Source organism: Rufibacter psychrotolerans (assembly GCF_016924645.1).
In the GTDB taxonomy this organism is placed as follows: domain Bacteria; phylum Bacteroidota; class Bacteroidia; order Cytophagales; family Hymenobacteraceae; genus Nibribacter; species Nibribacter psychrotolerans.
On sequence record NZ_JAFFJV010000009.1, the window covers coordinates 1 to 21904 of the forward strand.

Annotated in this window: 16 protein-coding genes; 7 read left to right on the forward strand and 9 right to left on the reverse strand. The window is 53.9% G+C overall.

Going from position 1 to position 21904, the window contains the following annotated elements:
- Positions 1 to 389 precede the first annotated feature (389 nt).
- The gene (purB, locus tag JT718_RS09140) at positions 390 to 1742 is read right to left on the reverse strand and encodes an adenylosuccinate lyase (RefSeq protein WP_205501958.1); all 1353 of its coding nucleotides are present in this window, start codon (positions 1740 to 1742) and stop codon (positions 390 to 392) included.
- A gap of 270 nt (positions 1743 to 2012) precedes the next feature.
- Between purB and JT718_RS09145 the strand changes: the two genes are divergently transcribed.
- Positions 2013 to 3971 (forward strand): biosynthetic peptidoglycan transglycosylase, encoded by a 1959-nt coding sequence (locus tag JT718_RS09145; protein WP_205501960.1) that lies wholly within the window; start codon positions 2013 to 2015, stop codon positions 3969 to 3971.
- Between the two features lie 301 nt (positions 3972 to 4272).
- On the opposite strand, the gene JT718_RS09150 is transcribed toward JT718_RS09145, so the two are convergent.
- The 3 genes from JT718_RS09150 to hemG all read right to left on the reverse strand — a co-directional run bounded on the left by JT718_RS09150 (position 4273) and on the right by hemG (position 7520).
- Positions 4273 to 5235, reverse strand: coding sequence for a TerC family protein (locus JT718_RS09150; RefSeq protein ID WP_317195496.1), 963 nt, complete (start codon positions 5233 to 5235; stop codon positions 4273 to 4275).
- 188 nt (positions 5236 to 5423) lie between these two features.
- Positions 5424 to 6155 carry a polyprenol monophosphomannose synthase gene (locus JT718_RS09155; RefSeq protein ID WP_205501962.1) on the reverse strand — a complete coding sequence of 244 codons (732 nt, stop codon included), beginning with the start codon at positions 6153 to 6155 and terminating at the stop codon, positions 5424 to 5426.
- A 24-nt stretch (positions 6156 to 6179) separates the two neighbouring features.
- On the reverse strand, positions 6180 to 7520 hold the full coding sequence (gene hemG / locus JT718_RS09160) for a protoporphyrinogen oxidase (RefSeq protein WP_205501964.1): 1341 nt from the start codon (positions 7518 to 7520) through the stop codon (positions 6180 to 6182).
- 135 nt (positions 7521 to 7655) lie between these two features.
- Here hemG and JT718_RS09165 point away from each other — a divergent pair, with 135 nt between their 5' ends.
- Complete coding sequence (locus tag JT718_RS09165; RefSeq protein WP_205501965.1) at positions 7656 to 8195, forward strand: D-glycero-alpha-D-manno-heptose-1,7-bisphosphate 7-phosphatase; 540 nt, start codon at positions 7656 to 7658, stop codon at positions 8193 to 8195.
- 220 nt (positions 8196 to 8415) lie between these two features.
- Here JT718_RS09165 and JT718_RS09170 read toward each other — a convergent pair whose 3' ends face one another.
- Positions 8416 to 8580, reverse strand: coding sequence for a hypothetical protein (locus JT718_RS09170; RefSeq protein WP_205501966.1), 165 nt, complete (start codon positions 8578 to 8580; stop codon positions 8416 to 8418).
- A 100-nt stretch (positions 8581 to 8680) separates the two neighbouring features.
- Positions 8681 to 10078: a type III PLP-dependent enzyme domain-containing protein gene (locus tag JT718_RS09175; RefSeq protein WP_205501968.1), complete on the reverse strand. Its 1398-nt coding sequence runs from the start codon at positions 10076 to 10078 to the stop codon at positions 8681 to 8683.
- An 85-nt stretch (positions 10079 to 10163) separates the two neighbouring features.
- Between JT718_RS09175 and JT718_RS09180 the strand changes: the two genes are divergently transcribed.
- The 4 genes from JT718_RS09180 (at position 10164) to JT718_RS09195 (ending at position 14643) form a co-directional block, all read left to right on the forward strand.
- On the forward strand, positions 10164 to 11144 hold the full coding sequence (locus JT718_RS09180; RefSeq protein ID WP_205501970.1) for an arginase: 981 nt from the start codon (positions 10164 to 10166) through the stop codon (positions 11142 to 11144).
- 6 nt (positions 11145 to 11150) lie between these two features.
- On the forward strand, positions 11151 to 12947 hold the full coding sequence (gene argS, locus JT718_RS09185; RefSeq protein ID WP_205501972.1) for an arginine--tRNA ligase: 1797 nt from the start codon (positions 11151 to 11153) through the stop codon (positions 12945 to 12947).
- Positions 12948 to 13109: 162 nt separating this feature from the next.
- Positions 13110 to 13694, forward strand: coding sequence for a glutathione peroxidase (locus tag JT718_RS09190; protein ID WP_205501973.1), 585 nt, complete (start codon positions 13110 to 13112; stop codon positions 13692 to 13694).
- A 10-nt stretch (positions 13695 to 13704) separates the two neighbouring features.
- Positions 13705 to 14643 (forward strand): 1,4-dihydroxy-2-naphthoate polyprenyltransferase, encoded by a 939-nt coding sequence (locus tag JT718_RS09195; protein WP_205501975.1) that lies wholly within the window; start codon positions 13705 to 13707, stop codon positions 14641 to 14643.
- 120 nt (positions 14644 to 14763) lie between these two features.
- On the opposite strand, the gene JT718_RS09200 is transcribed toward JT718_RS09195, so the two are convergent.
- From JT718_RS09200 to JT718_RS09210, 3 genes are all read right to left on the reverse strand, one after another.
- Positions 14764 to 16050 carry a patatin-like phospholipase family protein gene (locus JT718_RS09200; protein WP_205501977.1) on the reverse strand — a complete coding sequence of 429 codons (1287 nt, stop codon included), beginning with the start codon at positions 16048 to 16050 and terminating at the stop codon, positions 14764 to 14766.
- 43 nt (positions 16051 to 16093) lie between these two features.
- Complete coding sequence (locus JT718_RS09205) at positions 16094 to 16984, reverse strand: N-acetylmuramoyl-L-alanine amidase (RefSeq protein WP_205501978.1); 891 nt, start codon at positions 16982 to 16984, stop codon at positions 16094 to 16096.
- A gap of 921 nt (positions 16985 to 17905) precedes the next feature.
- Positions 17906 to 19396, reverse strand: a complete 1491-nt coding sequence (locus tag JT718_RS09210; RefSeq protein WP_240337012.1) for a DEAD/DEAH box helicase — start codon at positions 19394 to 19396, stop codon at positions 17906 to 17908.
- A 605-nt stretch (positions 19397 to 20001) separates the two neighbouring features.
- On the opposite strand from JT718_RS09210, the gene JT718_RS09215 reads away from it, so the two are divergent.
- The gene (locus JT718_RS09215; protein ID WP_205501980.1) at positions 20002 to 21555 is read left to right on the forward strand and encodes a PKD-like domain-containing protein; all 1554 of its coding nucleotides are present in this window, start codon (positions 20002 to 20004) and stop codon (positions 21553 to 21555) included.
- The last annotated feature ends 349 nt before the right edge of the window (positions 21556 to 21904 follow it).

Consider the following 21904-nt stretch of genomic DNA (forward strand, 5'->3'; position numbering starts at 1 on the left):
GCGGTCACACGCGGGAGAGTAGGTCGCCGCCAACCCCCCACTAACGCACGCCCACCCTGCAACAAACGCAGCGGTGGGCGTCCGCGTTCTACAGGGGGGGATGAGAGAGGGAACTTTATTCATCAGGGTGCTATACCTTTTTCGGCCTTGGCTTGCCCCTCACTTCTAGCTCTTGGGGAACAGCGTCAACCACGGCTGCGGTACCTCAGGCCTGTTCTCCTCACCTTGGAGCAACCGCAGAGTTATAAGCAGACACCAAAAGAGAGGCCCACCTGTCATGGCAGGTGGGCCTTGCTATACTTGCCAAACAAGAAAGGCGGACTAACAAAGTCCGCCTTTCTTGTTTATGTACTTACCAAATTATCATTAATGACACTCAATTACCATGGTTAGTAAAGAGTCATACCGGTGTAGTTAAAAGGAGAGATAGCTTTCAATTCCGCTTTCAACTGTTCTGACACTTCTAAGGTATCAATAAAGCTTTTGATTGATTCTTCTGTAATTTTCTCATTGGTTCTGGTTAAGCCTTTCAGGGCTTCATAGGGTGCAGGGTATCCTTCTCTTCTGAGTACGGTCTGAATTGCTTCAGCGACAACTGCCCAGTTTTCTTCCAGGTCGGCATGTATTGCTTCTTGGTTTAACTGCAGCTTACCTATTCCTTTTTGCAAAGAGTTCAGGGCTAGTAAGGTATGGGATACCGGCACGCCAACGTTACGCAGAACTGTAGAGTCTGTGAGATCGCGCTGCAGTCGGGAAACCGGAAGTTTTTCTGCCAGGTACGCGAAGATAGCATTGGCCATTCCCAGATTTCCTTCGGCATTCTCAAAGTCAATTGGGTTAACCTTGTGGGGCATGGCCGAGGAGCCAATTTCTCCTTCTTTGATCTTCTGCTTGAAATACCCCATGGAGATATACTGCCAGACGTCGCGGGCAAAGTCTATGAGTATGGTGTTGATTCTCTTGATTCCATCAAATAAGGCGGCAAGATGATCATAGTGCTCTATCTGGGTGGTTACCTGGCTTCTTTGCAGGTTTAACTTCTCCAGTAAGAATTTATTCCCGAACTCTACCCAGTTAATGGACGGATAGGCTACAAAATGAGCGTTGAAGTTTCCAGTTGCGCCGCCAAATTTGCCGGCGTAAGGAACCTGTTCTAGAAGGGTTAGTTGCTGTTCAAGCCGTTCAACAAACACCTGGATTTCTTTTCCAAGACGAGTAGGGGAGGCTGGTTGGCCATGGGTATGGGCAAGCATGGCCACTTCTTTCCATTCTACCGCAAGTGCCGCCAGTGTGTCCCGCAAATGGAACAGGGCCGGTAGGTATTGCTCCTGAATGGCCAGCTGCAGAGACATTGGAATAGCCGTGTTGTTGATATCCTGAGAGGTTAGTCCGAAGTGTACAAATTCCTTCTGCTCGCCTAACCCTAACAGTTCCAGCTTTTCTTTCAGGAAGTACTCCACCGCTTTCACATCATGGTTGGTGATTTTCTCAGTAGCTTTGATCTGTTCGGCGTCTTCCGGGGAGAAGCGCTCGTAAATCTCCCGCATGGCCGTGAACAGGCTGGTGTCCATGCCTTCCAGTTGGGGCAGTGGCAGCTCACACAGGGCAATGAAATATTCTACTTCAACTAGGAGACGGTATCTGATCAGGGCAAATTCAGAGAAGTATTCGGCTAAGGGGGCTACTTGGGAACGGTATCTGCCGTCAACAGGGGAGATAGCGGTAAGCGCAGATAAATTCATAATCTAGGATTTTACCCAAAGATATAAAGGAAGTTCATAACCTCTATAGAAGCGAACTTAAAGGTCTGGCTCTGTTGTTTTGTTTGGTCAACTTTATCTTACACTTCACGTATTTACCCAGTTGCAATGCCCGCTCATTGTGATGTATGCGGGGAATGCATTAGTTTTGCATAGTGGGGTATAGTATATTTTTGACTCCATATTACAACTAACCCAGAAATCACCTTGTCTAAGTTCACAGAGTTTTTTATCAGGAATAAAAAGAAGCTTTTGATAGGAGTAGGAGTGTTTGCCACGCTTCTGGTCATCGGCTTTGTGGCCTTCCTGCTTAACCGCGAGAGAATCTTAAAGTACGCGGTAGCCAAAGTCATCCAGAAGGTAGACAATAAATATCCCGCCCAACTGCAGATTGGCGACGCCCAGTTCACCGATTTCAACACGGTTCTGGTGACCAACATTGCCTTGCTGCCCGATGGCCAACCAAAGCTCTTGCAGATTGATACCGTGGAGGCCACCGTTAGTTTCAGGTCCCTTTTTCTGGGGAGGATGGTCTTCAAGCAGTTTGACATGGCCAACGGGGTAATCACCGCTTTCAAGAAAGACAGCACCGATAATTTCTCTTTCCTCTACCGAAAGCAAGCTAGCAATGAACCGGTAGACACCACCGCCAAGCGCTCTAATTACGGTACTCTGTTGAACAGGTTGATAGAAACCGCCTTTGAGAATGTACCAGATGGGGTGAACTTCAGGAATCTGGGCGTAGTGTTTAGCAGCGACGGGCGTGTCATTAACATGCAGTTGCCCACCATGATCATGGAAGACGGGGAGATTGCGGCGCGGATGACCATCACCACCGACTCCGTGACCAATACCATGTACGTGAAGGGCCTGATAGATCCGGATGAGTACCTGCTGTCTGCCAAGATGTACGGTGATGACCAGTCCCGCACCATTGAGGTGCCGTACATTCAGCAGAAGTTTGGCGCGACCATGCGGTTTGATACCCTCAGCCTGAGCATCACCGATAAGGTTTTCAAGAACAATCAGCTTACCATCAGAGGCGAGTCCAGCGCCCATGGCCTGGTCTTGAACCACCCTAAGATTGCGGATGAAAACGTCACCGTGCAGAACGGGGCTTTAAAGTACAAGATCACGCTGGGCGACCATTATTACGCGCTGGAACCAGAGTCTGAGGTGCGCATTAACAAGGCGGTATTTTATCCGGAACTGACCTACGAGACCCGGCCAAACCGCAAAATCGGGATCAGGATCAACTCTCCCGAGATTCCGGCCAATGACCTGTTCGCCTCCATGCCACCGGGCTTGTTTGACACGTTCCAGGGCATGAAAGCCACGGGAAGTTTTACCTACCGCCTGAACTTCTACGTAGACATGGCCCGGGTAGACAGCCTCAAGTTTGAGTCAGACCTGGATGCCACCAACTTTGATATCACTGATTTTGGGCAGCACGACCTTCGGAAACTGAACACAGAATTTACGCACTCGGTGTATGAGAACGGCAAGGTGGTGAGGACGTTTGCCGTAGGGCCCTCCAACCCAAATTTCACGCCCTACAACCAGATACCTGATTACCTGAAGTACGCCATCATGACGGCCGAAGACCCACGGTTCCTTACCCACAAAGGGTTCCATGACGGCGCTTTCCGGCATTCGCTCATCACCAACATCAAAGAAAACTCGTTTGTGCGGGGCGGAAGCACCATCTCCATGCAACTGGTGAAAAACGCGTTCCTTACCAGAAAGAAGACCATCACCAGAAAAGTGGAAGAGGCGCTGATTGTCTGGATCTTGGAGAATGAGCGGCTTACCTCTAAAGAGCGCATGTTTGAGGTGTACCTGAACATAATTGAGTGGGGCCCCAACGTGTACGGCATCAAGGAAGCGGCCCGGTTCTATTTCTCCAAACAGCCCCACCAGCTTACCTTTGAGGAGTGCTTGTTCCTGGCCAGTATTGTGCCCAAGCCGAAGCAGTACAGAACCTACTTCAACAGCTATGGCGAGCTGCGGGCTTACCCCAGGTACTTCTTCAAACTCATCAGCGGCAACATGCTCAAGCGCGGGCTTATCTCGCCTTCTGAGCATGCCGGGGTTTCGCCGTACGTGAACCTAAGCGGCCGCGCGGGCAGCTTTATCATTCCTAAGCCAGATACTACCCAGGTGGTAGACACCATGGAGATGCTGGCGCCCATTGACCTGCTAGACTTCTAAGATTCCAATATCCAAAAGAAAAGGGCAGCTCTAAATCAGAGCTGCCCTTTTCTTTATAGGTGCTATGCAGACTATCATGGTACTGGGGTCCGCTGTTTCGGTGCCGTGTTTTTGCGGCGTTTTCGGCAGAAGGGCCAGGAAACAGCGATGTTCGGCAAGCAATAGGAAAACGTTTGGCACAGTAAACCAGGCAAACTGACCCCAAAGCGCAATACCCACAAAACAAACCGCCCCGGGTTTTTAGGCCGTTTTGCTGAAATTGGCCTGAAAACCCGGGGCGGTTTTGTAAATACTGGAACTGCTAGGCTTCCGGATTCTCTTCCTGTCCCGGAAGGGGAACAATAGGTTTCTCCTTTTTAGGGAACACCAGCGACAGAATCACGGAAGTAGTCAGGATGAAGGCCACCACGCCCAGGGCGAACACCATGTTAATGTGGTAGAACTCTGAGATAACCAGCTTCACGCCAATGAACACCAGAATCAGGGACAAGCCATAGTGCAGGTAGTGGAACAACTGCATGATACCCGCCAGTGCGAAGTAAAGCGCCCTCAAGCCCAGCAATGCAAACACGTTAGACGTGTACACAATAAAAGGATCTTTGGAGATAGCCAGAATGGCCGGAATAGAGTCGGCGGCAAACACCACGTCGGTGGTCTCTACCATCACCAACACCAGGAACAGCGGCGTGGCAAAGAGGGTCTTGTCTAAGCGTACAAAGAACTTGTCTTCATAGTGGCGGTTGGTAATGGGCATGTAGCGGCTCACAAACTTCACCACCGGATTGCTCTCCGGGTCAATGTCTTCGTTGCCGGAGGAGGTGGCCATCTTGATACCCGTGAAAATCAGGAACGCGCCCAGGATGTACACAATAAAGTGGAACTTGGCCAGCAGGGCCACCCCCACCAAGATAAAGACTGCCCTGAAGAACAAGGCCCCCAACACGCCCCAGAACAGGATCTTGTGCTGGTATTTCTGCGGCACCTGGAAGAAGTTGAAGATAAGGATGAAGACAAACAGGTTGTCCACACTCAGGGACTTCTCTATGAGGTAGGCCGTGAGGAATTCCAGCGCCGGGCCGCTGCCTTTCCAGTAGTAGATGAAAATGTTAAAGGCGAAAGAGAGCAGGATCCAGAACAAACTCCAGAGCAGGGCCTCTTTGATTTTGACTACGTGCGTTTTTCGGTGGAAGACGAACAGGTCTAACGCTAGCAAGATGAGGACAAAGGCATTGAACCCCACCCAAAACATGATATCTGTTTTCACTGTGTTTAGGGGTATTAAAGTTTAGACAGTACCGGTTTAGAGCGCATCTGGCGCCAACCATGATCACCGCCGAGTTGGAAAAGAGGAAAGATACGCCTAAAGAACCGCAAAACCATGCGTACCCGCCTGAGCCGGCCTTGGTTTAGGACCTAATTTCAGGAAAGTGGCTCAAAAACAAGGGCTAAGCCCTAGCGGGCAAAGCGCCGGAAATAACTGCCCACCTTCATCTGGATCACTCCCAGAAACGCCTCCCTAATGATGCCCTTGCTCATTTTAGACTGGCCCTTGGTGCGGTCGGTGAAAATGATGGGCACCTCCTTGATTTTAAAGCCAAACTTGTAGGTGAGAAACTTCATCTCAATCTGGAAGGCGTAGCCAATGAACCGGATTTTGTCCAGGTTGATGGTTTCCAGCACGCGGCGCGAGTAGCATTTGAACCCCGCCGTGGCGTCATGGATGGGCATGCCCGTGATCAGGCGCACGTACCGGCTGGCAAAGTAGGAGAGGAGCACCCGGCTCATGGGCCAGTTCACCACGTTTACCCCGCTGCTGTAACGGCTGCCAATGGCCAGGTCATAGCCCTCGTAGGCGCAGGCATTGTACAGGTGCATGAGGTCATGGGGGTTGTGCGAGAAATCGGCATCCATCTCAAAGATAAAGTGGTAGCCGTTGCGCAGAGCATACTTGAACCCGTGAATGTAGGCGGTGCCCAGGCCCAGTTTGCCTTTGCGCTGCTCCAGGAAAAGCCGGTCGGGGAACTCCGCCTGCAGGCGCATGACCGCCTCGGCGGTGCCGTCGGGCGAGTTGTCGTCAACAATCAGTAAATGGAAAGGATGTGGGAGGGAGAAAACCGCTCTAATAATAGCCTCAATGTTTTCTATTTCATTGTAGGTCGGGATGACCACCACAGACTCTTTCATCCCCCAAATATAACCGATGGGGGCTTATTGGAGCGAAAGGCGCAGGGAATATATTTTCTGGGCGAGCCGCTTGGCGTACTTGATGCAGTCTGCTACGGTGGGCCCGGCAATCCAGTTGGCGCAGGCAAACAGGTGATCCTGCTCCATCCTCTCCGCCATCAGATGAGCATCGGTGATGAACAAATCTGCCTGGGGCAGGGAGGCGGGCCACCGGTAACAATGCTGAAACACGGGCAGGTTAGAGGAGATGGCGTAATCTTTCTTCAGCTCCTCGTGCACATGAAGCAGGATGTCGGCGTCTGGGAGCGAGGCCAGGGCTGGGGCCTGGCTGCCGCCCACAAAAGAGGTGAACAAGACCTCATCGTCGGGGCAGATCCGGGGAAACAGCGAGCTGCTCCAGACAGTGCCCGAGCTGAAAGGCTCGTCTTTCTGCGGATGCCAGGCGCCAAAACCATCCAGCGGATAGCCCACGGCGTGCTTCCGATAAGCGGTGTGCACCACCGTCATGGGCGCGTAGGTCACGTTGTGGAGGGCGGCGGCAAACCCCGGGGTGGTGTAGTCCAGGAGTTCGGCGGCGGCATGAGCGGGCAGGGCCACCACCACGGCGTCAAACTCCTCATCGGCCAGGCCTTCTACGTCGTGCTGGATGCTCAGGAGGTACTTGCCCTTGGCTTTGTGCACCATCTCCACCTTGTGGTTCACGTGCAGCGAGATCAGCTTGGAGGCAATGGCCTGCGGTAGCGTCTGCAAACCCTTGAGCAACGAGAAGTACGGCTTTCTGGGGAGTTCCTTCTGCAGGTCTATGCCCTTGAGCACCGAGCCGTGCGTTCGCTCCAGTTGCTTGAGCACCGGAAACGTTTTCTCCAGCAGCAGCTTGTCTGGGTCACCGGCGTAAATGCCGGCCACCATGGGCTTAACCAGGTAGTCTACCACCTCCTGCCCAAACCTGCGCTGGAAAAAATGGCTCACGGTTTCCTCGGGTACTTCTTGGGGCGGTACCTTGGCTTCCTGCGTAATCTTGAGTTTGGTGCGCCAGTGAAAGAAGGAGTCCAGCAGCAGCTTGCGGGGCGAAGCCGGAATGCAGTAATACTCGCCGTCTTTCTTGATGTAGCGGTTCTGGTTGTTGGTGGCCGGGCGCACCACCTGGTCTTCCAGCTTGAGCTCCCGCACCAGCTCCTGCAGGTCTTTGTTCATCTGCAGCGAGTGCGGGCCCAGTTCTAGCTGGTATGCGCCCTGGCGGGTACTCTTGATCACGCCTCCTACCTGGGCTTCGCTTTCAAAAAGGTCATAGCGTATCCCTAGCTTCTGGAGATAGTAAGCCAATGCCAATCCTGAGATTCCTGCTCCAATAATGGCTACGCGCATGGGGGACCAAATGTAAGTGTGGGTTTGTCCCTACGTACGCAGAAGTGAGGAACACGTTTTACACCCATTGCAGAGAAAATAGGCCAAAAACGCTTTTCTGTGAAATACCCGCCCATTCTGCGTACTTTGTGCCCCATGGAAAAGCAGAACCAGACCAAAGCCAACAAAGCGGTGTTCCTGGACCGGGACGGGGTCTTGAACGTGGAACGGGGCGACTACACCTGGCGACCCGATGATTTTGAAGTAGCCCCAGGAGTGCCCGAGGCCCTGCACCTGCTAAAGCAACACGGCTACCTCTTGGTAGTGGTGACCAACCAGGCGGGCATCGCCAAGGGCCTGTACACCAAAGTCGATGTGCTGGCCTGCCACCAGAAACTGCAAACTGCCTGCGGAAACATAATAGACGCCTTGTACATGGCACCCGGCCACCCCTCGGTCTCAGAATCGCTGGCCAGGAAACCCGATAGCCTCATGCTGGAGAAGGCCCTGGCCAGGCTTAGGCTGGACCCTGCGGCTTGTTGGCTGGTAGGAGACCAGCCCCGCGACGTACAGGCCGCCCGCAAGTGCGGCGTTGCGGCAGTCTTGGTTGGCCCCCACCCACCGGGAACGCACCTGTACCAGAAAAGTAATTTGTTAGAGGCCGCCCAGTGGATTATCGCCCGGCAGGGAGAATGAGGAGTTTAACGTTTTAACGTATTCGCGTGCGGGCGTAAACCGCTTTGCAACTAAAGGAGTTTTGGGGCCTTTTTCCTGAAAACAAGCCCGAAACGGGAAAGGGGAGCAGCTATGTTGTTAACCCGAGGCTTGCTTGCGCACCGCAAGAAAGCAGAGGGCAAAAAAAGAACCGGAAGCAGCTTCCGGTTCAAGGCAATGTCATTATGTGCGCAGAAGAACGTTATCCGTTCACTTTGTTCACTGCAGAAGCTTCAGTAACAGCTTTCACCATCACTTTTTGCTCCACCGAGCGGTCTGATTTCTGAGTGTAGGCGGGGCAAGTAGATGATTTGCAGGAGGCAAAGCCCAGCGTACAGATGGAAGCTAGTAGGAAAAGGTTCTTCATATAATTATTGTACAACATTTGAGGTATCTTACTCCAAATCTACGGTTTTTGTTTAGGAATGATGTAGGATTAGGAAAAATATTTCCTAATCCTACCATTCTTACTTATACCCTAGTATTTCAAGCATAGATTCCACGTCCTGCTCCTCGGCAAACACCCATGATTTCAGGCTTCCGTCTGCCTCGCGGTCAATGATCACGTGCTTGGGTGCCGGAATAAGACAATGTTTGATGCCGCCGTATCCGCTGAGGCTTTCCTGGTACGCCCCGGTGTGGAAGAAGCCAATGTACTGCGGCTCTTCCTGCTCTTTCTGAATCTTGGGCAAGAACACCTGGAACGAGTGCATCTCAGAGTTGTAGTAGTCCTGGCTGTCGCAGGTGAGGCCGCCCAGGTTCAGACGCTGGTAGTTCTTGTCCCAGTTGTTCAAGGCCAGTAGGATGTAGCGCTGGTTCAGGGCCCAGGTGTCGGGCAGGTTGGTGATGAACGAACCGTCAATCATGTACCACAGCTCCTTGTCATTCTGCAGCTTGGTGTCCAGAATGGAGTAGATGTGCGCCCCGCTTTCGCCCACGGTGTAAATCCCGAACTCGGTGAAGATGTTGGGCTCCGGCACGCCCTCGTCCTTACAGATGCGTTGGATGGTGCGCAGGATCTCCTCAATCATGTACCGGTAGTTGTAGTCAAACTGGATAGACGTCTTGATGGGGAAACCGCCGCCAATGTCAATGGTGTCCAGCTCCGGGCACAGCTTCTTCAGCTCGCAGTACTTGTGCACAAAGCGGCTCAGCTCAGACCAGTAGTAAGAGGTGTCCTTGATGCCCGTGTTAATGAAGTAGTGGAGCATCTTGAGCTTGAACTTAGGATTATCCTTGATCTTGCTCTCATAGAGTTTCACCACATCATTGTAGTTCACGCCCAGGCGCGAGGTATAGAACTGGAACTTGGGCTCCTCATCAGACGCCAGCCGGATGCCTACCTGGCACTCGCCCTCCACAAACTGCTCATAGTGGTCAATCTCGCCCAAATGGTCCAGCACCGGCGTCACGTTCCTGAAGCCGTCGTTGATCATGGCCGTGATGTGGTTACGGTACAGCTCGCGCTTAAAGCCGTTGCACACCACAAACACATCTTTGCTCACCTTGCCTTTCTCGTACAGCGCCCTGATGATGGGCATGTCAAAGGAAGATGAGGTTTCAATGTGGATGTCGTTCTTCAGGGCCTCCTCCAGCACAAAGGAGAAGTGCGAAGACTTGGTGCAGTAGCAATAAGTGTAGGTTCCCTGGTAGTTCAGCTTCTCCATAGACTCCTTGAACAGGATCTTGGCCTTTTGGATCTGCGAGCTGATTTTAGGAAGGTAGGTAAGGCGCAGGGGAGTCCCGTACTGCTTTACCAGTTCCATCATGGGGATTCCGTTGAAAGAGAGTTCGTTATTATGTACGGTGAATTCCTCGGTGGGGAAATCAAAGGTTTGGTGAATGAGATCGGTGTATTTATCCATTAGAATGTAAGAACTTACCCAATGCGGGTAACGTGCAATATTGCTTGTATTTTACCATCTTTGCAAAAACTAGTTTCCGTTTCGCATGAAAAAAATCAGACTGATAGAAGTGAAATCTGAGCTTGGGGCAGGAAAGCGCGGGGCTAGTTTAGGCGTAGACGCCCTCAAGATCGCGTGCCTGAACAAAGGTTCAGACTACTTCAAACGCTTTACCTCGGTGGAAGTGCCCAACTTCAATGACGTCATGTTTGAGAAGAACCTCTTCCCCCACGCCAAATACATTGACAGCATTCTGCAGACGTACAAACGCATCAGCAACACTGTTGAACAAACATTAGAGCTGGGAATGTTCCCGTTGGTGCTGGCCGGTGACCATTCCAACGCCGGCGGTACCATTGCCGGCATCAAGGCCACGTACCCAGACAAAACCCTGGGCGTGATCTGGGTAGACGCCCACGCCGATATCCACTCGCCCTACACCACGCCGTCTGGCAACATGCACGGCATGCCGCTGGCGGCCTCCCTGGGCGAAGACAACCTGGACTGCAAAACCAACGAGCCCGACCAGGAGACCATTTTCTTCTGGGAGTCTTTGAAAAAAGTGGGCACCGAGGAGCCCAAGATCAGGCACGAGAACATTGTCTACATTGTGACCCGCAGCTACGAGAAGCCCGAGGTGTACCTGTTTGACAAGCACAACATCAAGAACTTCACCTACCCAGAAGTGATTGCCAAAGGCGTGGAACAAGTAGCCGAGGAAGCCCTCTACCGCCTGCGCGACTGCGACCTGATCTACGTGTCTTTTGACGTAGACAGCCTGGACTCCAAGTTCTCCAAGGGCACCGGTACGCCGGTAGAGGTAGGCCTGAACGTGGAGCAGGCCAAGCAGCTGTGCTACCACCTGGTGAGCCACCCCAAAGTAGTGTGCTTTGAGATGGTGGAGATCAACCCCACGCTGGATGCCGAGAATACCATGGCGCAAAACGCCTTTGACATATTAGAATACACCACTGAAGCGATTCAGAACCGTTTGGCCCAGGAAGCCCAGGCGGCGCCTACTGCGTAAGAACCAATGAAACAACTTGAGAACCAGATTGCCCTGGCCCTGAGCCAGGCCTTGCAAGATACCTTCCAGCATACGTTGCCCGCCCAGCAGATCAACCTGCAGCCCACCCGCAAGGAGTTTGCCGGCACGTTCACGTTTGTCACCTTTCCGCTGACCAAAGCCCTGGGCAAAGGCCCAGAGCAGATTGGCCAGGCGCTGGGCGAGTCGCTCAAGCAGAATGCCCCGCAAGTGGCCGGTTACAACGTGGTCAAAGGCTTCCTGAACATTGAGATCAAAGACAGCGTGTGGCTGGAGCAGTTTGCCCAGCAGGTGTCGGGTTTTGGGGCTGATTTGGCCGAAACCGACCCAAAACAGCGCGTGGTAGTGGAGTACTCTTCGCCCAACACCAACAAGCCCCTGCATCTGGGGCACCTGCGCAACAATTTCCTGGGCTACTCCGTGGCAGAGATTTTGAAAGCCGCCGGGTATGACGTGATCAAAGCCAACCTGGTGAACGACCGCGGCATCCACATCTGCAAGTCCATGATTGCGTACGAGAAGTTCGGGCAGGGCGAAACCCCTGAAAGCTCCGGCATCAAAGGTGACCACCTGGTGGGCAAGTACTACGTGGAGTTTGACAAAGCCTACAAGAAAGAGATAGATGAGCTGGTAGCCCAGGGCATGGACAAGGAGCAGGCCAAAAAGCAGGCTCCGCTCATGCTGGAAGCCCAGGAAATGCTCCAGAAATGGGAGCAGCATGACCCGGCTACCATCGCGCTGTGGGAGAAGATGAACGGCTGGGTGTACGAGGGCTTCAACGCCACCTACAAAAACATAGGCGTAGACTTTGACAAGTTCTACTACGAATCCGGCACCTATTTATTAGGCAAGGACCGCGTGGAGGAAGGCCTGGAAAAAGGCGTGTTCTTCAAGAAACCCGACGGTTCCGTTTGGATTGACCTCACGGAGGAAGGTCTGGACGAGAAGCTGGTGCTGCGCGCCGACGGAACTTCGGTGTACATCACGCAGGACCTCGGCACCGCCGAATTAAAATATCAGGATTTCCACTACGATCAAAGCGTGTACGTGGTGGCCGATGAGCAGAACTACCATTTCCAGGTACTCAAAGCCATCCTGAAGAAACTGCAGAAACCCTACGCCGACGGCATTTACCACCTGTCATACGGCATGGTGGACCTGCCCAGCGGCAAGATGAAATCGCGCGAGGGCACCGTGGTGGATGCCGATGAGCTGGTAGACGAGATGATAGACACCGCCCGCCAGAAAACCGACGAGCTGGGCAAGATTGAAGGCTTCACCCCAGAGGAGGCGCAGCAGCTGTACCATACCCTGGCCATGGGCGCGCTCAAATACTTCCTGCTGAAGGTAGACCCCAAGAAACGGATGCTCTTCAACCCCGAGGAATCCATTGACTTCAAGGGCAACACCGGGCCGTTTATCCAGTACACCCACGCGCGTATTGCGGCCATTCAGCGGAAAGCGAATGAACTGGGCATTTCTGCCGGGGCAGAGGCGTTTGCCGGCGTAGAGCAACTGCACGAAACCGAGCGCGAAGCCCTGGTGCTGCTCAACTACGCAGACACCATCATCAGCGACGCGGCCCGCAATTACGCGCCCTCCATCATTGCGCAGTACGCCTTTGACGTGGCCAAGGCCTACAACCGCTTCTACACCGAGGTGCCCATCTTCCAGGAGGCCAACCCGCAGAGGCTGAGCTTCCGGATTGCCCTGTCGGCCCAGGTGGCCAAAACCCTGAAGCAGATGATGGGCTTGCTGGGCATTGCGGTGCCAGACAGAATGTAGTCTGGCGTTTTTACGTATAAGACAGAGCGGCAGGCGGAGAAGTGGTTTTTAGCGTAATTTTAGAAAATTAGCCCGAAAACCACTTTTCGGCTTGCCCGCTTTCCCTGCAGAAAAACATAACCGCGTTGCGGCGGTTAAGGAGAACCTAACCCATTAAAAGCCATGCTACAGCTCATCACCCTTTTCTCGCTTACGCTGTTAACCGCCTGTTCTTCGCCGGCGGCCTCCACCCAAGACCAACCAACAGCTACCACCATGAATACAGCGGCTACCACCTCAATTTACAACATTCCCCTGCGCACCATTGATGGCAAGGAAACCAGCCTGGAGAAATACAAGGGCAAGAAGCTCCTGATTGTGAACGTGGCCTCTGAGTGCGGGTACACGCCCCAGTACGCCGACCTGGAAAAGCTCCACAAGCTGCACGGCGACAAAGTGGTGGTGCTGGGCTTCCCGGCCAACGACTTCGGGAACCAGGAAAAAGGCTCCAATGAGGAGATTGCGCAATTCTGCCAGAAGAACTTTGGGGTAACGTTCCCGCTGTTCCAGAAGGCCTCAGTGGTGGGGGCAGCGCAGCAGCCGCTCTACCAATGGCTCACCAGCAAGGACAGCAACGGCAGCAACGCCCAGGCACCCACCTGGAACTTCTGCAAATACCTGGTCTCTGAAGACGGCAAGCTTCTTAAATTCTATCCTTCCAAAGTGTCTCCTCTGAGCGAGGAGTTGCTGCGTGACATCAACAGCTAAGCAATTTTAAGTGAATGTAGAAGAAACGGCCCTAAAACGGCCAACTGCGGGCACGTGGGTATCGGCTTTCCGGTTGCGCACGCTGCCCCTTTCTTTGTCCTGTATTGGCATGGGCGGCTTTCTGGCGGCCGCCGATCATCTTTCTAAGTGGCCGGTGCTGCTGCTGTGCGTGCTCACCACGCTGTTCCTGCAGATCCTTTCCAACCTGGCCAACGACTACGGCGACACCAAACACGGAGCCGACAGCCAGCACCGTGAGGGCCCCAAGCGCGCGGTGCAGGCGGGCCAGATCTCGCCGGGGCAGATGCGGGCGGCCATTGTGGTATTCAGCGGGTTGTCTTTGGTGTCTGGCATTGCGCTGCTGTGGGTGGCCCTGGGCACTTCGGGCCTGTACCTGTTCCTGTTTTTCCTGGTGCTGGGCCTGGGGGCCATTTGGGCGGCCATTGGGTACACCAACGGGAGCAAACCCTACGGCTACGCCGGGCTAGGCGATATCTCGGTGTTCTTTTTCTTTGGCTGGGTGGGCGTGCTGGGCACCTACTTTCTACAAACCGAACGCCTTTTCTCTGAGCTGCTGCTGCCGGCCTCCAGCCTGGGCTTTTTCTCGGCGGCGGTGCTCAACGTGAACAACATCCGCGACATGAAGTCAGATGAACTGGCCGGGAAGCGGTCGGTGCCGGTGCGGTTGGGGGCGCTGCGGGCCCGGAGGTACCATTGGCTGCTGCTGTTGGCGGGCATTGCCTGCGCGGTGGTGTTTGTGTGGGTGCGGGAGAACGCCACGTATTGGCCCTGGCTGTTTCTGGGGGCCGTGCCGTTGCTGGCCTATAACGGGCGCGAAGTGAAGCGCCGGCAAACTCCCTCCGAGCTGGACCCCCTCCTGAAGCAGATGTCGCTCTCCACCCTTTGCTTTGTGGTGCTCCTGGGCATAGGGCTGCTGCTGGACAGGTAAGCTGCCGGTAGCCAGTTAGCCCACGGCCGAGGTGGGGCTATTTACCTCACGGCTAGCGCCGTTTAGGGCCCGTTTTACCAAAAACGGCCCCTAAACGGCGCTGCTTTTTTGACCAAGGCCCTAGTTGGGCGTGGGCGTGAGGGGCAGCGGCGGACGGGGAGCGGGAGTGGCGTTCCTTTCCCTAAGCTGCTTGTACTTCTTCCAGTTGAAGGTCCTCAGAAAATCGGCGGCGCCTTTCACGCCAATCTCAAACAGCTTGATTTTGTCGGCGTTGCTCATGTTAAAGTCCAGCCAGTTGAGTTCGTCGGTGGGCAGGCACTGCACCAGGTGCTTGTAATCTGGGTTGCGCAGGATAAAGTCAAAGTCGTGCACCTGCCGGGCCGCGTCAAAGATGGCCACCACCAGATCGGTGATCTTGTGCACCACCTTGGGCGAGTGGCGGTCAACGCCCAGTTTCACCCCGAAGGTAGGCGCCTTGGGTACCTTGCCGTGCTCATGGAACAGGTCAATGGGGAAGTTGGACATGATGCCGCCGTCCACAAAGATGACTTCGTCTGGCACGTTGCCGCAGTAGCCCACCTCGCGCCAGCGGGCGAAGGACCCGTCACTGAACGGAAGGTTCTTAATCCGGTACGGCTGGAAGAAGAACGGGATGGACATGGAGGCCCGCACAAAGTCGGCGGGGTTTACCAGTTCAGGCGTTTTCCAGTACAGGTCAGCCATCTCGGGGAACACCACCTTGGTCTGCGTGGTCACGTCGGCCGCAATGAGGGCCAGCCGCTCGGCTTTCTGGTGCCGGTACACCGCATCGGAGTTCCGGAGGAACAAGTCACTGAGGCCTTCTTTGCGGCGCTCGCGTAGTTTCTGCAGGGTGTCTACCTTTTTCTTAGCCAGCAGGGCCTTCATCCAGCGGTGGAACGCGGTGCCGGGGTTTAACCCAAAGTCTTCGCGGAAGTTGTCCAGGACCTGCGTGGTCTTGAACAGCTGGGTGTACCACTTTCTTTTGTGCAGGATGGCCTCAATAAAGTCTTTGGCGTCATCATCGCCGTCTACAAATTGGTAGAAGTCCTGGTTGGCCAGTTCCTCCAAGATCCAGGTGCTGGTTTTTTCGGTGCGGTGGCCGGCGGCGGCCATGAGCAGGGCGTTGATGGAGCCCGCCGAGGTGCCGCCCAGTTGCAGGAAACGGATGCCCATTTCCTCCAGGGTGTATACGTAGCCCACCAGCGCAATGCCCAGCATGCCGCCACCCTCCATCACCAGGTCTACATACTGGTGGCCCTGGGCGTCTATCACATCTGAGAACTCTTTGCCCTGCAGGTCTTCCTTGAGCTGGTCCAGCATTGCGCGTACGCGCCCGTTGCCGGTGGTGAATTCGCGCATGTTTACGGTTGTTCGGTTTGGAGCCATGATGCTGTTTGTTTAGGCTTTCATTTCTGCGCATAGGAAGAGGCTAGGCTTCTTCCAGCCATTTAGACGCTACCCATTGCTGTTCTATGGGGTGAATGCGGTGCCATTTTCCGGCTACGTCGTAGCAGGTAACAATATCTCCTTTCCTGAGGGCATTGATGGCCTGGCCCGCCACGCTGGGCGAGGGCCTCACGTACAAAGACCGGGCTTTTACCACCATCTTCACCAGAGCCGGAGCTGAAGCCGCTGGCTGGGAGATTGCAGGGGCGGAGTTTGCCAGTACATCTGAGAGTGCCTTGTGCAGCAGGAGGTTGTCCAGGGTGGCTTGCACCAGCGGAATAAAGTACTGCCGGGCGGCCGTAACGGTATTGCCCTGGAAGAACGCCGTGCCCGGGCAGGTTTTGGTGTTGGCAGTCTTGCTGGCCTGTTCGGCAATCTTGTCCCGCTTGCCGGTGGCCAGGTCATACCAGTGGTGGTAGATAATAGTGGCGGTGGAAGGGACCAGGCCCAGGTGGTGGCACAGCAGTGCATTCACCACCACAATGGTCTGCCGGTGAGCCTCAGACATCTGGTCTTTGCCCAGGTCAAAGTTGCCCACGTGCTCCAGGCAGAAGCCGCCGGTATTGTTGCCCTTAATGCAGGCCGGCGCCGTTTCAAAGTTGCGGCACACGGCCACCTTGCCATCGGGGAAAGTGGTGAGGTGCTGGCCAATGTCCTGCCAGCCGTTGATTCTGGTGTGGTAGTTTTCCATGCCCCGCAGCAGCTCAAAGTGGTTCTTTGCCTTGGCGAAGCTCCAGTAGTCGGGTTGGTAGGTGTGGTGGTTCTGGATGGTGGTAACCTGCCGGGCAGGCAGATGCGCGGGGAGCCACTTTGCAAATTCATCTAGGCTGAGCAAGATGAACTTCTCTTTATTTTTCTTTAATACAGACTCCATGGAAAGCCAGATGGGCGACCTTAACAAATGCGAGCGGCAGTATCATAGACCGGCCGGCCAGCCGGTACCCGTGGGGTGTGGAAAGTGGAATTGATTACCTAAATTAATTTAATAATATGTGGAAATCAACTATTCACCCGTAATTCTAACAGACCTGGATGGCCGCCGCAGCGGATAGGAGGAGTGATGCGGTAAAGAAGCTGGCGGCTTTAAGTGGGGCGAGGCAGGCTCTGGGGAAGGCTCCAGAGAAGAGTGGATTAATACTAGGTTTCGGGGCCATTTTCCGTAAGGTGCTTCCGTTTCTCCTGTCCTCTTCCTTTATTTTCATACAACTTCTGGTTGCTTTGTCCCCTTGGCCTGTCCCCTGACAGGCCAAACCAGACGTGAAAGATGGTGGTTTCCTGTTTGCAATCTCGAAATGGGCGTTTCGGTCTGTTGGGGGACAGACCGAGGAAAAGCTGCATCCATCTAGGAACATTGATTCATGGATGAACATAAATGAAGGTTTCTACTTCTAACCTATATTGGAGGGGAGATTCAATGTCTATGCGCAAGAACCCGAAATGCTAGCCCAATCAGTACTTGTGATTAGTAGGCTGGAAAGAAGCAAGCCAAGCTAGGCTTGAAGGGGACGAGAATACTAACCTAGTGTTTGTGACTATGGTGAAGGAGGTCGCCTCCAACCATTGGCAGTACCGTGAGAATACCAACGTAGTGTTAAGACAAGACGCCCTGAGCTTCTTCTGAGAAAGGTATCAGGTTAGACGTTCATCAAGGTTATGAACCGGTTGGCTGACAAACGCTTGAGCAGCGATGAAAGAAAAGAGAAGCAGCTAAGGCAAAAAAAGGGGAGTCCGGTTTTGGGGTGTTGGTGGGTAAAAAACCCCAAAACAGCCACCCATGATTGTTGTCAGACAACAGTTACTCCGCAGAAGTGGATGTCGCCGTTGGCTGGCTGCCTTCGGCGGGCTTGCGGTTAGCGGGTTTCTTGCGGCGTTTCTTTTTGCGCTTTACTTCCTCGCTTTGGCCTTGGGTGGCCTGGGGTTGTCCTTCCTGTCTGGGTGGACGAGGTGCGGCGGCTTCCGGGCTGGCACCTGCTGGCTTTTCGCCACGCGGCTTGCCTTCTCTTCTGCGGTCGCGGTCACGGCTGGCTCCGCCTTCTCTGCGGCGGCCCTCGCCGCGTTCGCCCCCGGCAGGGCGGCTGCCTTTGCCGTGCGAAGAGGCGCCCCGGCCCCGGCCTCCCCGGCGGCTGTTGCCCACCGGATCAAACGCCGGTCCCTCGCCCAGACCCGCCGGCAGCGGCAATTTGGGCAATTCCCGCTCAATCAGCTTTTCAATCTTAACCAAACGCTCCTGGTCCTGCTCGTTCACAAAGGTGATGGCGGTACCAGAGGTGGCAGCCCGGGCCGTACGGCCAATGCGGTGCACGTAGTCCTCCGCATCCTGGGGCACGTCAAAGTTCACCACGTGGCTGATGCCTTCTACGTCAATCCCCCTGGACATCACGTCGGTGGCAACCAGTACCTGGAGCTGCTTGTTCCGGAAGCGCTGCAGGGTGGCCTCACGCTCTTCCTGGGTACGGTCAGAGCTGATGCCCTCTGCCTCAAAGCCCATCTTCTGCAGGGAGCGTACAATCTCGTTTACCGCGTTCTTGCGGGAGGTGAACAAGATCATGGACTGCACCTCGGCGTCTTTTAAGATGTGCTGCAGCACCTTCAGTTTCTGGTTGTCATACACCAGGTAAATCTGCTGGTCAATGTTGGCGGCCGGCTTGGAGATGGAAAGACTTATCTCTTCGGGTTCCTGCAGGATCTGCTTGGCAAATTGCCGAATCTTGGGCGGCATGGTGGCCGAAAACAGCAGGGTCTGGCGCTCTTTGGGCAGCTGCGAAATGATCTTCATCAGGTCATCCATAAAGCCCATGTCCAGCATCTTGTCGGCCTCGTCCAGGATCAGGTACTTTAGCTTGTCCAGCTTCACATAGCCCATCTGCATGTGGGCAATCAGGCGGCCGGGGGTGGCAATGATAATGTCGGCCCCGCTGGTAAGGGCCTTCTTCTGCTGGTCCCAGTTCTGGGCGTTGTTGCCCCCGTAAATGGCAATGGAGGTGGCGCCGGTAAAGTAGCTGAGGCCTTCTACCTGGTCGTCTATCTGCTTGGCGAGTTCGCGGGTGGGTACCAGCACCAGGGTGCTGGTAAAGTCAAACCGGGCTTCGGAAATCTTGCTGAGGGTAGGCACCAGAAACGCGGCGGTTTTACCGGTACCGGTCTGCGCGCAGGCAATCAGGTCTTTTGCTTCTAATATGTGCGGAATGGCCTGCGCCTGAATAGGAGTAGCCTGCTTGTAGCCCATAGACCTTATGCCTTCTAGCAGGTCTGGCTGCAGGTTAAAATCATCAAATGTCACGTTCATTGTTCTAGATCTTCTTGAATGGTAAGCCGGTGAAGAAAGACACGGGCTTTCTAGTAACGGTCTGTAAAGATAGGCTTTTCTGCCAAACCACTCTCTTTTTGTTGCAACAGACGGTCTGGTGCCCTGTAATGTAGGCGGTGTAATATATAGCTATGTTTAGGTATGTAAATTGTACTATATATAAATGTTTGATTGGGTTTTATTTTGAAGCAGATGGTAAAAATGCAATAGGCAAAAACTGGGCTTTGTTCTAATAAAGGCGTTTTTAGTCGGTTTTAGCCAAATGTTTAGCAAATTAATAGGATATAATAAATAATATGTTTGTAAAATTTTTCTAAAATTCAATTGCGTGAAACCGAAGGTAGGGCGGGTCGTTAAAGCCTATAGAAACTAAAATAGAAAATAACCAAGTTGTTTAACTGAGACCCCAAGCCAGAAACCATGAAGCAACCAATACTTTCCCCTCTGCTTGAATAGATAAGAAAAAGCCCGCGGCAAACGCTTCGGTCCTTCTTCATTTTCCGTTCCCAATACCATCCTTCCCCAAAAGGACCCAGGACAACTACGTCCAATTACAATCCAAGTCTACTTAAAATAATCCTATCATGAAAAAAACTGTACTTTCATGGGCCGGCACCCTTATGCTTATACTTTTAGCCGTTGTTGGGCAAGCGCAAGCTCAATGTAATACCTCTCAACCCAGACCAATCTCCGGTAATCAGCATCCATGTCCGGGTGATATTGAAGTCTATTGTATTGAAGACGACCGCAACTACACTTCCTTTGAGTGGGACGTGCCAAGAGCCCAGGCCGGGGAACCGCCGGTAGGTTGGGAGATCTTGTCGGGCCAGGGTACTTCCTGCGTGACGGTGCGGGTGGGCCAGAAAAGCGGTACCATGAAAGTGAAAGTGACAGACCCGGTATGCGGCACCAAGGTGGCCACGCTTCCGGTAAAGCCGGGCAAAGACTTTGAGGTAAAGATCGCAGGACCAGATTCTGTCTGCGTGAACGAGCCCCAGACCTACACCGCCTCAGTGGAGAAAGGCAAGGGAAAAGCAAAAGCCAAGGGGAAATTCACCTTCAACTGGACTGTGCCCGCGGACTGGAAGATTCAGAGCGGCCAGGGTACCGACAAACTGGTGGTTATTCCGGGTGCTACCGACGGAGAGGTTAGCGTTTACGTGATGGACAAAACGCCGGCCAGCGGCAACGGCAACAACGGCAATGGGGTAGGCGGCTCTAAAAAAGGCTACTGCAACCAGGCCTCTGATGCCCTGTTTGTTGAAACCAATGAAGCCTGCGGCGGCGGCGTGTGCCAGGTGCCCACCGTGCAACTGGTGGCCCCAGACACTATCTGCAACCTGGCCGATGAGCCGACCACCTTCAGTGTGGCCCAGGTACAAGAGGGCGTAACCTACACCTTTGAAGTACCCGAAAGCTTTGTGGTGTTGGAGGAAGGCAATGGGTACGTAACCGTAGTGGCCGTGTTTGAAGAAGAGCAGCTGGGCCAGCCCCAAACCATCAGGGTAACGGCGACCAATGACTGCGGCACCCAGACGGCCGAAGCAAGCGTAGTGGTGACCAACTGCGGACTGGGGAACCCGCTTCCGGTAAGCCTCACCCGCTTTGACGGGGTGTCCCGCAACGGGGCGGTAGAGCTGACCTGGGCAACGGCCTCTGAGATCAACAACGACCGCTTTGAGATAGAGCGCAGCCTGAACGGCCGGGACTTTGTGAAAGTGGGCCAGGTGAAAGGCCAGGGAAATTCCTCTGCCATGGTAGAGTACTCCTTCACAGACCGCGGCGTGCAGGGTACTGCGTACTACCGCCTGAAGCAGCTAGATTTTGACAACGCCTTTGAGTACTCCAAAGTGATAGCGGTGAAACACACTTCCGCCGGAAACTCAACCGCCATGAGCGTGTACCCCAACCCGGTCACCAACGGTACGGTAAGCCTGCGCTTCCAGGCGCCCCTTGAAGGGAACGCTACCATCCGGCTGGTAGACATGAGCGGCAGGGTGTTGCACCAGCAGGTGCTGGCCAGCATGGGGTCTGAAGTGCCGGTGAACCTGAGTGGCCTAGGCCTGAAAGCAGGTGTGTACCTGATCTCAGTTACCGCCAACGGAGTGAGCACCACGCAACGGATCATGGTTAGATAGAAGAGTTGGATTGATAGGAGTGAGCAGGTAGCAGCCATTGGCCGCTACCTGCTTCCTTTTATATATAGTACAGGTAAGGTAAAGCAGGGGTTGAGTCTGGGTTCAAATACAGGCAAGCGCCATAAGCCTGGAAGTGGTGGGGCAGGTGACGCGAGTAGCCTGAAATAGCAGGAGAATTCTGCCTTAAATCTAAAAGAAGCAGATGGGCTGCTGTGGTGCTGTTTTTTGTAATGAAGCAGGACAGTTTAGGTTGCGGATAGGTGATTTAGGAGGGTTGATTTATTAGTTACGTGCTATATTCAAAAACGCGTATTTAAGCGGTTTTGCCTGAAACGGCTCTGAAACGCCT

What these genes read in the sequence shown, in the direction of transcription:
- hemG (WP_205501964.1), bottom strand. Translation starts at nt 7,520, where the DNA reads ATGCGCGTAGCCATTATTGGAGCAGGAATCTCAGGATTGGCATTGGCT.
- JT718_RS09200 (WP_205501977.1), bottom strand. Translation starts at nt 16,050, where the DNA reads ATGGCTCCAAACCGAACAACCGTAAACATGCGCGAATTCACCACCGGC.
- JT718_RS09165 (WP_205501965.1), top strand. Translation starts at nt 7,656, where the DNA reads ATGGAAAAGCAGAACCAGACCAAAGCCAACAAAGCGGTGTTCCTGGAC.
- JT718_RS09180 (WP_205501970.1), top strand. Translation starts at nt 10,164, where the DNA reads ATGAAAAAAATCAGACTGATAGAAGTGAAATCTGAGCTTGGGGCAGGA.
- JT718_RS09215 (WP_205501980.1), top strand. Translation starts at nt 20,002, where the DNA reads ATGAAAAAAACTGTACTTTCATGGGCCGGCACCCTTATGCTTATACTT.
- JT718_RS09205 (WP_205501978.1), bottom strand. Translation starts at nt 16,984, where the DNA reads ATGGAGTCTGTATTAAAGAAAAATAAAGAGAAGTTCATCTTGCTCAGC.
- JT718_RS09155 (WP_205501962.1), bottom strand. Translation starts at nt 6,155, where the DNA reads ATGAAAGAGTCTGTGGTGGTCATCCCGACCTACAATGAAATAGAAAAC.
- JT718_RS09210 (WP_240337012.1), bottom strand. Translation starts at nt 19,396, where the DNA reads ATGAACGTGACATTTGATGATTTTAACCTGCAGCCAGACCTGCTAGAA.
- JT718_RS09175 (WP_205501968.1), bottom strand. Translation starts at nt 10,078, where the DNA reads ATGGATAAATACACCGATCTCATTCACCAAACCTTTGATTTCCCCACC.
- purB (WP_205501958.1), bottom strand. Translation starts at nt 1,742, where the DNA reads ATGAATTTATCTGCGCTTACCGCTATCTCCCCTGTTGACGGCAGATAC.
- JT718_RS09190 (WP_205501973.1), top strand. Translation starts at nt 13,110, where the DNA reads ATGCTACAGCTCATCACCCTTTTCTCGCTTACGCTGTTAACCGCCTGT.
- argS (WP_205501972.1), top strand. Translation starts at nt 11,151, where the DNA reads ATGAAACAACTTGAGAACCAGATTGCCCTGGCCCTGAGCCAGGCCTTG.
- JT718_RS09170 (WP_205501966.1), bottom strand. Translation starts at nt 8,580, where the DNA reads ATGAAGAACCTTTTCCTACTAGCTTCCATCTGTACGCTGGGCTTTGCC.